Genomic DNA, 12,502 nt, shown 5'->3' with positions numbered 1-12,502 from the left:
TCAGGGCTCTACGGTATAGCGATCAATATAGCTGGAAATCCAGACTTCCTCGCCCTCACCGGTACCGTACTGCTTGGAGTAATCGATTTCCTGGTAAATGCGAATAAAGTAATCACCACCCACCTGCGCCAGCGGTTCCAACTCCCGGAACCGGTGCTCTACACAGTCCGTATCCCCCTCACTACACTGCGTAGGAAACGGGTCGCTGTTATCGGTGCTGTGGTGGAAATACCGCATATCAATAAATCCACTGGCATCGCTCCACTGGAAACCGGTTGCGGTGCGTTGATAAGTATCGCCCGGGCGGTACAGTTGATACCCGGTACTGTCAGCAAGAAATTCAAAGCCGAAGCCTCCCGCATGATACTTCGAGTTCGCGTCGTGTACCGGAAATTGCGGGTGTGCACTTGCCAGTGTTGCCGGAAGTGGCAGGTTGATGCCCGGGGTTACGGGAACCATATAGCTTCCCGCAGCCCCTGCCAGTGAGCCATCTGCCCGGCGTACCAGAACAAGCGCTTTTATCACATCACCTTCGGTGCCGATCGCAATATGCTCAAGGTTTACCCCGCGATTCATACTAAGTTTCAATGTGCCGGAGTTCGTCAATTCCATAGCGCCGCTGTCAGAGTAACCACTATTGAAATCGAAGCGCTGGGTAATCGAACCGTTGCTGTTGGCGGAGATAAGCGTCGCCTGCCACAGGTATAAGCCCTGAAAAATTTCCGGATCTTTTTCCAGGTAAGAGCTGATGGCAAAGCTTCCCTGAACAATTGACGAAAAATCGCCGTAGCCTGCCTTATTGATCTGGTAGAACATCGGCGCACCGATAAAGGTCGCGGCGGTGTCGTCACATTGGTACTCGGTTTCGCGCATGTATGCTGAATATACCGGCGTGTCCAGGTACTTGGTTAAATGGGTGTGTGTCGGCGTAGCGGAATATACGGTACCAGAGTTGTTCGTACAGGCTGTGCGGCCATCGTAAAAAGTCGTAGGATCAGACGTTTCCAGTGCGTAAGCAATACTGCTGTCTGTCACTGAAAACTCAAGCTGGTTATCACTATCTACGCGGGTTTTGAAATCGGCGAAGTATCCAGAGGTTTCTCCCTCTGCCGGAAGTTGGATCGCAAAGCCGCCGGGACCACCGCCATCGGAGTCGATACCGACAAAGTAGAGTTCCTGGCCCGACTGAAATTCTTGTGCGCTGAACTGCTGCTGATTCCCGGTTACCGCATTGTGGTGCAGGGTGTAGGCATCCGGATCGTCACTTTCCAGCTGTTCGGCGATGGAGACCGCGGTGGGATGCGCGGTCAAAAGCGAGTAGGTATCTGCCTGGGTAAAGGCACTCCAGTTGTCACCCGCCAGTACAGATTTGAGTGCCACGGCGCCCTCGACGATCAGTGCTTGAGGCAGGGTTTGTGCGGCATTGATCAGTGCGTCCCTGGAAGAAATCTCGCCACCGGCCGCCATTTCCAGATAGGCAGTCGCACTGGTACCCAGCGCAGATAAATATAGTGACGGCGCGTCACTTTCGTCCACTTCCCCGGCCTGTGCCTTGTCACGCAGATCGCCGAGTGTGCCGGCATACGCCTTCAGAACAATGCCTTTGCCGATCGCGGTATTCTGGTGGGTGGATGTCACCGATACCACGGCATCGTCGTCGCCATTTCGGACCTGCAGGCTGTAGCGGTTGCCATCCAGCTGGGCCTGTTGCGTTTCCGTGCCGACCTTTATCGATACACTGGCGTTGCCCGATACCTGTTCTCCAATCACGCCGGAAATGGTGAGGAGGTAATCGATATTGATGGTGACCGTGGCCTGGGATTCTTCTTCACCGTCGCTGATGGTGTAAGTAAAAGTGTCCATACCGTAGATGCCGGAATTGAGCGCATATCGGATCTTGCCGTCTTCGATCACAGGCTCGATACCCTGTGCGGACTGACTGACGGATACGATGGTCAACGTGTCACCATCGCTGTCTGAATCGTTGGCAAGCACATCGATCACAATGTCTGTCGCGAGGTTGTCAGCGCTGACCGTGTCGTCAGCGGCTGCCGGGGCGGAATTGCTCGGGGCCGGCGGTGTGCCTGTGTCAGGGGGAGTATCGCTTCCGCCACCTCCACCGCCACAAGCGGCGATGGTCAGGCACAATGGTAAGTATGCAAATTGTTTGAGCGTACTGTTAAGCACGCCAGGTAGCCGATTAGGCATATGGGAGCCCCCAAAGACGATTATTATGGCGTTATTCTGGTGCTGCCAGTCAGATAGGCTGGCGCTTAAGTCAACTGTGGAACACTACCCCAATGATTCTTGGAGAAACAGTTTTTCCTGTGGATTTGTCTGGATGGGCAGTCAGATCCTCGACGGGGATCCGGGGGAGGCTGGTCCGCAGCTATTTCGCAGGAGACTTCCGGTTGTCTTTCAGTACGCAGCAGCGACTATGCTGGAAAGCAAGGTGATGAATAGGCACAGTGTAATTAGCGTATTTCGGTGGGCGGGTTGAGATAGTGCCAACATCAGGGATAAGGGTGGAAACAGGACTGCGGTAACCAGCATCCACGAGGATATCTTGGCAGAAACCCGTATCAGATAAATCCACAACACGGCACTGAGCACCAGCAAAAATACCAGTGAAACAGCGGCAACGGGCGGCATGGACGACTCCCTGATTAAATCTTTCCTGTATAGAATTAAATTAGCTGTTCAACCCCGGCACATCACCCTTCGGTGGGCGCGGAGGCGTCTCCTGCTGCGCCTTTCGGCAGTGGTGATGGCAGTGGCGATCAGTGGGTGTGAAACCGTACATTTCTATTCCCAGGCTGCCGCCGGCCAGCTCAAGGTTCTCGCGGGTCGCAAACCCATCGATCGCCTGGTGGTGGACGAACAGACGGACCCGAAACTGCGACGGCAGTTGGAGTGGGTTCAATCCATTCGCGCCTATGCGGCCGGTGAGCTGCACCTGCCGGTGGGTACTGCTTACAGCGACTTTACCCAGCTGGAAGACGAGTACGTGCTATACAACGTCGTGGCTGCGCCGGAGTTTTCCCTGTCTCCCAAACGCTGGTGCTACCCCATCGCGGGCTGCGCCAGTTACCGCGGCTACTTCGATAAGCGCGACGCCCAGACCCAGGCGGGGCAGCTGAGGGCCCAGGGCTACGACGTGTATCTGGGGCCGGTGCCAGCCTACAGTACCCTCGGCTGGTTTGACGATCCGGTGCTCTCGAGTTTTGTTGACTGGAAACCGGATCGGCTGGCCAATTTACTGTTCCATGAACTGGCGCACCGCCGGCTATACATTGCTGGGGATACCCAGTTTAACGAGAGTTTTGCTACGGCGGTGTCGCGTATTGCTTTGCCCGCGTGGCGCAAGCGCAATGGCATTCCCGCGCCCAGGGTGGCGAACGTGGAGCAGGCGCGGCGGGTAAACGGATTGATGGTAAGTGCGCGCAGGCAACTGCAGGAAATTTACCGTTCGGATTTGACCGGTGACGAGAAGCGCGAGCGCAAGGCCAATACCCTGCAGCGACTGCGCCACTGCTATCGCAAAGAGTCTGAAGGTTGGACTCAGGACAAAAAATTCGCCCAGATGATCGAGAAAACCAACAACGCCACCCTCGCTCTGGTTAGCGAATATCAGTCACAAGTGCCGGCTTTCGTGCAGCTGTACAAAGATAGCGGCAGCGACTGGGAAGCTTTCTATCGAGCGGTTGAACAGCTCGGTGCGCTGCCGAAGGACGAGCGCAAAACGCGACTGGATGCACTGAGTAAGCGTGCCCAGGCATCGATCGAGGCTCACGCCTCCAGCAAAAAGGTCACGGGCCCGTCATTACACAGTGATACCTGCATGTCCGCAGCGAACTGACCACCGGCGACAGGGCAGCCGTCGGCAATTTTGCTCTGCGCCTCGGCGAGGAAGTATTCATACAGATCATTGGCCTGCTCTGGACTGGCTCCGCGGCTGAAACTTGGGCGCAACCCTTTGGCGGTGTCTGCCACAAGCGTGAACTGACTGACCACAAGCAGTCCGCCAGCGGCCTGTTGCACATTCAGATTCATCTTGCCCTGGTCGTCGCTGAAAATCCGGTAGTGCAATACCTTGTGCAGCAGTTTGTCTGCGGTGGCTTCCGTATCGGTGGCCTCGACACCGAGCAGCAGCAGGATTCCGTGCTCAATGGCACCGACGGATTCACTGCCGACTTCCACTTTCGCGTGTTTTACCCGCTGAATCAGGCCTTTCATCGATAACCTCTTCTAAAATTCTGTTGCCCGCTGGATGCTTGGCGGTGAATTTTCTAGATTAGCCCACTGATCGCCAATAAAAAACCGGAAGTCTCCATGAACAAGACCGCTTTGACTCTCATAGCCGGAGCTGCCATTCCCGTGCTGGCCGCAGTGGCTGCCATCGCCGCGCACAGCGATAAACCCGCGCTGGAATACCCCGAAACCGCAACCGTCGCGCAGAAAGATGATTACTTTGGCACCAGCGTCAGCGATCCCTACCGCTGGCTCGAAGACCAGGAATCCAAGCCGGTTAAAGACTGGGTAACCGCCCAGAACGACTTCTCGCTGCCCAAACTCAAGGCACTGCCCGGTTGGGACAAGATCAACAAGCGTCTTACCGAGCTGTGGCAGTACGAACGGTACGGAGTGCCTTACAAGAAAGCGGGACAGGTTTTTTACGAGTACAACGATGGTACCTGGGACCAGAGCGTTTTTTACTGCACCCGCGATATCCATAAGGATGGCGGCGTGGTACTGGATCCCCGCGCACTCAGTGAGGATGGCACTATTGCGGCTAAACGTTATTCGGTCAGCCCCAATGGCCGCTACCTCGCCTATGGTACCTCCGACGGCGGTACTGACTGGACCGATTACCATGTGCGCGACCTGAAAACGCGCCGCCTGATTCCGGATCGCCTGACCGGGATCAAATTCAGCGGCGCCAGCTGGGCCAAGGACGAGTCTGGTTTTTACTACAGCCGCTACCCGTTTAACCAGGACGGCAGTGCCGACGACAGCAAGCAGGTCTCCGTCTACTTCCATAAAATCGGCGAGCCCCAGAGCAAGGATCAGCTGGTTTACCAGATTACCGATCATCCCACCCGCAACCCGGGCGCAGAAGTCAGTGATGACGGCAAATACCTGATCCTCGGTATTTTCGATGGCTATGACAGCAACGGGGTGTACTACAAGGATCTGACCGATCCCAAGGCCGAAGTCGTCAAACTACTGGACGGCTGGGACGCTCTCTACACCTTCCTCGGCAACGACGGCAAAACGTTCTTTTTCGAAACCAATGCCGACGCAACCAATGGTCGCATTGTTGCCATCGATCTGGACAAGCCGGAAAAAGCCCACTGGAAAACCCTGGTGCCAGAGCAGAAAAACGCCCTGCAGGGCGCCAGTCTGATCGGTGGTCGCTTTGTGCTGCACTACCTGGAGGATGCGAAATCTAAGGTGCTGGTAACCGATCTGAATGGCAAGCAGCAGTACGAACTGAAATTGCCCGGTATGGGCACCGTGGAAGGCTTCTACGGCGATCCGGAAGACAGCGAAACTTACTATGCGTTTAGCAATTTCCTGACCCCGCCCAGCATTTACAAGCTGGATGTGGCCAGTGGCAAAAGCGAAAAGGTCAAAGCGCCGAAATACCCGGCGGACTTTTCCAGCTACACCGTTAGCCAACACTTTTTCACCAGTAAAGACGGTACCCGTGTGCCCCTGTTCCTGGTGAGCAAGAAAGGCCTGAAAAAAGACGGTGAAAATCCCACGCTGCTGTACGGCTACGGCGGCTTCAATGCGGCGCAGCTGCCCCAGTTCTACACCCGCTTTGCCGGCTGGCTGGATATGGGCGGTACCTTTGCCATGGTGAGCCTGCGCGGAGGCAGTGAATACGGTGGCGACTGGCACAAGGCCGGTACCAAATTGCAGAAACAGAATGTGTTTGATGACTTTATCGGCGCGGCGCAATGGCTGATTGATGAAAAGATCACCTCGCCGGAAAAGCTCGGCATCATGGGCCGCTCCAATGGTGGGCTATTGGTGGGTGCCACCGAAGTACAGCGCCCGGAACTGTTCAAGGTAGCCCTGCCCATCGTCGGCGTGCTGGATATGCTGCGTTATCACACGGCCTCGGCCAATGCGCGCCAGTGGTCGAGCGACTATGGCCTGTCGGAAAACAAGGACGAGTTCAAAGCGCTCTACGCCTACTCCCCAGTGCACAACACCAAAAAGGGCACCTGCTATCCGGCCACTCTGATTACTACCGCGGACCGCGATGACCGTGTGGTGCCCTGGCACAGCTACAAGTTCGCCGCGGCACTGCAGCGGGACCAGGGTTGTGACAACCCGATCTATCTAGCAGTGGAAACCCGCGCGGGCCACGGTGCCGGCAAGCCGGTGTGGATGCAGGTGGAAGACTTTACCAACCAGTATGCGTTTCTTGCCCATGAATTGGGGCTGGAGATCAAGTAGTCTCTGTTATCCAGGGGCGCATTCCGCGCCCCGGAATCGGAAGACACGATGCGCGCATTTGTAACCGGTGGCACCGGGTTTCTCGGCGCCAACCTGATCGAACAGCTGATTGGCGATGGCTGGCAAGTCACCGCCATGCACCGTCCCGACTCCAGCACCCGGCGTCTGCGGATGCTGGGGGCCACTCCGGTGCAGGCCTCTCTCGACAGTCTGGAGTCCCTGCAAAATGCCTTGCCGGCGGAGCTGGATGCGGTGTTCCATCTCGCCGGTAATACCAGTATGTGGCGTGGTGGCGATGCGCAACAGTGGCAGGATAACGTGGTGGGGTCTGCCAACCTCGCGCAGGCGGTGCGGCAGCATTTTGCCCGCCAGAGCAAACCGGGGCGCATGATCGTCACCAGTTCCATCTCGGCCTACGGCCACCAGCAAGGTGTCATCAGCGAGGCCAGTCCGCAACTGGCCACCAATCCCCGTTACCACTACCACTATTCCAAACTGCACGCGGAGCTTGCGGTGCGTGACGAGATTGCGCGCGGTCTCGACGCGGTGCTTCTCAACCCCTGTGCCATTGTGGGCAAGTACGATGTGTCCAGCTGGGCGCAGACCTTTTTCCTGCTGGCGGATAACAGGTTGCCGGGGGTGCCGCCTGGCGCCGGTTCGTTCTGCCACGCGGGTGCCGTGGCGCGGGCGCACATCGAGGCGTTCCACCGCGGTCGCAGCGGTGAGAACTATATTCTCGCCGGCACCGATGCGAGCTTTCTGGAGTTCTTCCGCACCATTGCCGAGTTGGTGGGAGTGCCGGCCCCACGGCGCACCACCCCCGCGCTGCTCATTCATGGTATCGCTGCCGTGTCCGATGCGGTATCCCGAATCAGTGGCCGCGAACCTGCGGTAACACCACAGAAGGCGAGTATGTTGACCAGTCGTGCGCTGGCTGACTCCACCCGCGCGGAGCGTGAACTGGGCTATCGCAATGCGATGCCGCTTGCGGATATGCTGCGCGAATCCCGGGACTGGCTGGTAGCCGAAGGCCTGCTGACTCTGCCCGCTTCAGGTTGACAATTATTTTCAGATATCGGTTATGAATCGCCAAAATCTTATTTTTATTCTGGTACTCACCCTGCTCGTATTGCAGCTGGTACAGCACTATTTCTTCTCCGGGGCCCCATAGCCCTCGGGGCCTTCCCTGTCTTATGCTTCGCACTGAATTTTGAATCGGGAGATTTCGCTGTGGACGGATTGAAAGCGCAAATGGAACAGCTGTGGCCAGTGTTGATGGACGTGGGCCTGAACGTACTCTGGGCAATACTGGCCCTGCTGGTGACCTGGATCGCGGCAAAAATCGTCGCCCGCGCAGTGAACCGTCTGACCGAACGCGGTATCGATGAGACTCTGGTACCGGTACTGGAAACCCTCGCGGTGTGGGGCACCTATGTGGTGGGTGGCCTGGTGGTGCTGGACATTTTCGGTGCCAATACCACCTCGCTGGTGGCGCTGCTGGGTGCCGCCGGTCTCGCGGTGGGCCTCGCATTGAAAGACACCCTGCAAAGCATTGCCGCCGGATTTGTGCTTTTGGGGCTGCGTCCGTTTCGCGTAGGTGAAACCATTCAGTTTGGCAGCACCATCGGCACAGTCCGCAAGATCGGCCTGTTTACCACAGAGATGGACACCCCGGACGGGTTGCGCATTTCCGCTCCCAACGACAAGGTGTGGGGCGAGACTCTGACCAATTTCACCCGTAATTCCAGCCGGCGGATCGAAATCATCGCCAGTATCGCCTATGGCGATGACATCGAAACCGGTATGCGCGTACTGCGCAATCTGGTGGCACAGGAGCCGCGGATTCTCACTGACCCGGAGCCTGCCTACGCGGTGCGTGCACTGGCGGACAGCTCGGTGAATCTGCACCTGCGTGCCTGGGCCAAGACCGATGAATACTGGGACGTGTACTGGGAACTGATGAAGAAACTCAAGCCGGCACTGGAAGCCGAAGGCCTCTCCATTCCCTTCCCGCAGCGCGAACTGCACATCGTCCATGGCGATGAGAAGAAAGTGCCCAAAATCGGCTGATATTTTGCAAAGAATCGGTATTGTTACATTCGATATCCCATCCCTGATGTTGAATTCTGATCGATTCCACATTCTTAAAACGCTTTTACGAGAGGCTAAATTATGCGCAAAGCGCTCCTGAGTCTGGTGATTGCAGCGGCTGCGGCCGGCTGCCAGCAGAATGAAGACCCGAAGAAACAGTCTGAGCAGGCAACTGCGGCACAAACCGGCGAGCAGGCTACCCAGCTGCCGGCGACACCGGAAGATCAACAGGACGAAACCAAGCGTCTCACCGAGTGGTTTGATGCCAAATTCGAAGAGGAACTGCAGTTCAGCCCGATCAAGCTCAGCTACCTGGGCCGCAAGGAGCAGTACAGCAAGATCGACGATATGACCAAGGCCGCAGACGAGCGCGAGCTGGCGTGGAAGAAAGCGACCGTCGAGGAAATGAAAAAGCAGTTTGATTACGACAAGCTCTCCACCGAGGGCAAAGAGTCCTACGATCTGTGGATTCAGCAATACGAGCAGGAAAAGGCAAACCAGCCCTTCGCAGACCACAGCTACTTCGCCAGTGAGCTGGGTGGGCCGGAAGCCCAGCTGCCGACCTTTATGATCAACCAGCACAAAGTGGAAACCGAACAGGATATGCGCGATTACATAGCGCGTATCGGCGGTATCAGCACCGCCCTCGGCCAGCTGCTGGAACGTGCCCAGGGATCGGCGAAAAAAGGCATCCGCCCGCCGCAATTTGCCTATGATCTGGCCATCGAACGTGCCGAGAAAGTCACCACGGGGCAACCATTCAGCGATGGCGAAGACGCGCCGCTGATGGCCGATGCGAAGAAAAAGATCGCGGCGCTGAAAGAGGCCGGCACCATCGATGATGCCACTGCGAAGGAATTACAGGAACAGGCCGCGGAAGCCCTGACCAGTAAAATGAAACCTTCCTACGATGCCTATATCGCGTGGCTGAAGGAAGACCGGGTAAACGCCGACGAGGAGCCGCGAGGCGTTTCCAGCCTGCCCGACGGGAACAACTACTACGCCAACCGCCTGGCCCATTACACCACCCTGCCGATGACTGCCGATGAGGTGCACCAGCTCGGCCTGGAGGAGGTGGCACGTATCCGCAAGGAAATGGAAGCGATCAAGGACCAGGTAGAGTTTGACGGCGACCTGCAGGAATTCTTTACCTATATCCGTACCGACGACGAATTCTATTACCCCAACACCGATGAGGGTCGCAAGGAATATCTTGAAGAGGTCGAAGGCTACCTCGCCGACATCGAAGCCAAGCTGCCGGAATACTTTGGCACCCTGCCCAAGGCGGATCTGGTAGTGAAACGCGTTGAACCTTTCCGCGAAGTTCCCGGTGGTGCACAGCACTACTCGTCAGCGACGCCGGATGGTTCCCGCCCGGGCACTTACTACGTGCACATGTCCGATATGAGTGCGCTGTCCAAGGCGGATATGGAGACGGTGACCTATCACGAGGGTAACCCTGGTCACCATATGCAGATTTCCATCGCCCAGGAGCTGGAAAATATTCCGCAATTCCGTACCCAGGCACATTTCACGCCGTATATCGAAGGCTGGGCGCTGTACTCGGAAAAACTTTCCAAGGAAATGGGACAGTTTAAAGACCCCTATCGCGATTTTGGCCGCCTGACCGCAGAAATGTGGCGTGCGATTCGCCTGGTAGTGGATACCGGCATGCACTCCAAAGGCTGGAGCCAGGAGCAGGCGGTGGAGTACTTCCTGGAGAATTCTGCGATTCCGGAGGGCGCGGTACGCTCAGAGGTACGTCGTTACCTGACTTATCCCGGACAGGCGACTTCCTACAAAATCGGTATGCTGAAAATTGAAGAGCTGCGCGCGAACGCAGAAAAAGAATTGGGCGATCAATTCGATATTCGCGCCTTCCACGACACGGTTCTTGGTGGCGGCGCGCTGCCATTGCCGCTGTTGGAGAAGCGGGTGAATGCCTGGGTAGAAAGCGTAAAAAACTGATCTATCCGGCATTCGAAAAATAGCGGGCCTGGTGCCCGCTATTTTTTTGCCCGTGAATCAGAATGCCACGCGACGGTAGCGCCGATAGTTGGGCGACCAGAAATTCTTTTCGATATTCTTTTCCAGCTTTTCCCGGGTGATACCCGGGGCCACGCCGTCTTCCTGTGCCTGCAGTCCCACCGCCATGGCGATGGCTTTGCCCACTTCGCGGATATCCGATAGCGACGGCAGCAGAGCGCCACTGCCCTTCTGCACCACCGGCGCATTTTCTGCCAGCGCGTTGGATGCCGCCATCAGCATATTTTCGGTTACCCGGTTGGCGTTGGCCGCGATGACCCCGAGGCCGATACCGGGGAAGATATACACGTTGTTGCACTGGGCAATCGGATACTGCTTGCCGTTGAGTTCAACCGGCTCGAACGGGCTGCCGGTGGCCACCATGGCTTCGCCCTGGGTCCATTGCAGTACTTCCTGAGGGGTTGCCTCTGCGCGGGAAGTGGGGTTTGACAGCGGCATAACCAGCGGGCGCTGGCAGCCCTTGTGCAGCGCTTCGATTACCGGTTGGGTAAACAGGCCGCCCTGGCCAGATACGCCGATCAGTATCGTGGGCTTCACCTGTTCGATCAGGGTTTGCAGGTCCCACTCCGGCGCCTGCGGATATTTATCGGTGCTCTGAGCAAGCTTTTCCTGGAAGTCGTGCAGGCCTTTCATGTCATTGGTGACCAGGCCGTAGCGGTCGAACATGAAGATACGCTCGCGGGCGTTGGTGTCGCTCAGGCCATCATTCACCATCGCCGCCACCACCTGCTCGGCGATGCCACAACCGGCGGAGCCGGCGCCCACTACCAGCACTTTCTGTTTGGAGAGCTTCTCGTCTTTCGCCTTGCAGGCCGCCAGCATGGTGCCCAGTGCCACGGAAGCAGTGCCCTGGATGTCGTCATTGAAGCAGCACACCTTGTCGCGGTAGCGGTTCAGAATCGGCATGGCATTGGTCTGGGCGAAATCCTCAAACTGAATCAATACCTTGGGCCAGCGTCGTTTTACCGCGGCGATAAACTCTTCGATAAACTCGTCGTACTCCTCCTGGGAGATACGCTCGTTGCGCCAGCCCATGTACATGGGGTCATTCAGCAGGGTGCGGTTGTTGGTGCCCACATCCAGCGTCACCGGCAGCGTGTAGGCCGGGCTGATGCCGCCACAGGCGGTGTACAGGGACAGTTTGCCGATGGGAATTCCCATACCGCCGATGCCCTGGTCGCCGAGACCGAGGATCCGTTCGCCGTCGGTAACCACAATGACTTTTACATTCTGTTTGGTCGCGCTGCGCAGAATATCGTCCATATGCTTGCGGTCCGCGTAGGACACAAACAGGCCGCGGTGGTTGCGGTAGATATTGGAGAACTCTTCGCAGGCGGCCCCCACCGTCGGGGTGTAGATGATCGGCAGCATCTCCTCGATGTGCTGCTCGATCAGGCGGAAGAACAGCGTCTCGTTGTCGTCCTGAATGGCGCGCAGGTAGATGTGGCGCTCGAGGTCGGTATTGCACTGCTGGTACTGGTGATAGGCGCGGCGCACCTGTTCACTGATGGTTTCCACATTGGTGGGCAGCAGGCCGATCAGGTTGAATTCAATGCGCTCCTGCAGGGTAAAGGCACTGCCCTTGTTGAGCAGCGGGATTTCCAGCAGGGAGGGGCCGGCGTGGGGAATATACAGGGGACGTTTATCTTTTTGACTCATAAATCGATTCTGGTCTGTTGTGTGCTGCAGACTGGATGTGGACCAAAAACACAGCGTAGCGGATTTCGGCGCAGATTTTACGCGCACTTGACCAGATATGCCGCACTAGATTGCAAATGCAAACAATAGTCCGGGGTATCCGCAATTTATGGCCGATGATATCTGGATGCTGGACCCGCCAGCTGATTAAATCTGCGCTGGCGCTTTTATTTCGATTAGGCGAGAGAAAAATTCG

The 12,502-nt window shown here is 56.9% G+C and carries 8 protein-coding genes; 5 read left to right on the top strand and 3 right to left on the bottom strand.

Annotation, left to right across the window (positions count from 1 at the left end; translation table 11 throughout):
* Entirely contained in the window at positions 1–2,148 is a 2,148-nt protein-coding gene (locus tag ACXAG1_RS13070) for an Ig-like domain-containing protein (protein WP_475119925.1), read from the bottom strand.
* Positions 2,149–2,773: 625 nt separating this feature from the next.
* On the opposite strand from ACXAG1_RS13070, the gene ACXAG1_RS13065 reads away from it, so the two are divergent.
* A complete protein-coding gene (locus ACXAG1_RS13065; RefSeq protein ID WP_475119924.1) occupies positions 2,774–3,859 on the top strand; it encodes an aminopeptidase in 1,086 nt (361 codons plus the stop codon).
* Here the strand turns inward: ACXAG1_RS13065 and dtd are convergent.
* Entirely contained in the window at positions 3,790–4,236 is a 447-nt protein-coding gene (gene dtd / locus ACXAG1_RS13060; RefSeq protein ID WP_475119923.1) for a D-aminoacyl-tRNA deacylase, read from the bottom strand. The two genes, ACXAG1_RS13065 and dtd, sit on opposite strands and share 70 nt — an antisense overlap.
* 96 nt (positions 4,237–4,332) lie before the next feature.
* Between dtd and ACXAG1_RS13055 the strand changes: the two genes are divergently transcribed.
* From ACXAG1_RS13055 to ACXAG1_RS13040, 4 genes are all read left to right on the top strand, one after another.
* Positions 4,333–6,471, top strand: coding sequence for a prolyl oligopeptidase family serine peptidase (locus ACXAG1_RS13055; protein ID WP_475119922.1), 2,139 nt, complete (start codon positions 4,333–4,335; stop codon positions 6,469–6,471).
* Positions 6,472–6,519: 48 nt separating this feature from the next.
* Positions 6,520–7,530, top strand: coding sequence for an NAD-dependent epimerase/dehydratase family protein (locus tag ACXAG1_RS13050; RefSeq protein ID WP_475119921.1), 1,011 nt, complete (start codon positions 6,520–6,522; stop codon positions 7,528–7,530).
* Positions 7,531–7,701: 171 nt separating this feature from the next.
* Positions 7,702–8,541 (top strand): mechanosensitive ion channel family protein, encoded by an 840-nt coding sequence (locus ACXAG1_RS13045; RefSeq protein WP_475119920.1) that lies wholly within the window; start codon positions 7,702–7,704, stop codon positions 8,539–8,541.
* Between the two features lie 102 nt (positions 8,542–8,643).
* Complete coding sequence (locus tag ACXAG1_RS13040) at positions 8,644–10,530, top strand: DUF885 domain-containing protein (protein WP_475091168.1); 1,887 nt, start codon at positions 8,644–8,646, stop codon at positions 10,528–10,530.
* A gap of 57 nt (positions 10,531–10,587) precedes the next feature.
* Here ACXAG1_RS13040 and ACXAG1_RS13035 read toward each other — a convergent pair whose 3' ends face one another.
* Positions 10,588–12,267, bottom strand: coding sequence for an NAD-dependent malic enzyme (locus tag ACXAG1_RS13035; RefSeq protein ID WP_475119919.1), 1,680 nt, complete (start codon positions 12,265–12,267; stop codon positions 10,588–10,590).
* Positions 12,268–12,502: the final 235 nt, after the last annotated feature.

This window comes from Microbulbifer sp. ABE4_465 (assembly GCF_056160765.1).
This window is presented reverse-complemented; position numbering and strand designations above follow the sequence as displayed.

What these genes read in the sequence shown, in the direction of transcription:
- dtd (WP_475119923.1), bottom strand. Translation starts at nt 4,236, where the DNA reads ATGAAAGGCCTGATTCAGCGGGTAAAACACGCGAAAGTGGAAGTCGGC.
- ACXAG1_RS13040 (WP_475091168.1), top strand. Translation starts at nt 8,644, where the DNA reads ATGCGCAAAGCGCTCCTGAGTCTGGTGATTGCAGCGGCTGCGGCCGGC.
- ACXAG1_RS13055 (WP_475119922.1), top strand. Translation starts at nt 4,333, where the DNA reads ATGAACAAGACCGCTTTGACTCTCATAGCCGGAGCTGCCATTCCCGTG.
- ACXAG1_RS13035 (WP_475119919.1), bottom strand. Translation starts at nt 12,267, where the DNA reads ATGAGTCAAAAAGATAAACGTCCCCTGTATATTCCCCACGCCGGCCCC.
- ACXAG1_RS13050 (WP_475119921.1), top strand. Translation starts at nt 6,520, where the DNA reads ATGCGCGCATTTGTAACCGGTGGCACCGGGTTTCTCGGCGCCAACCTG.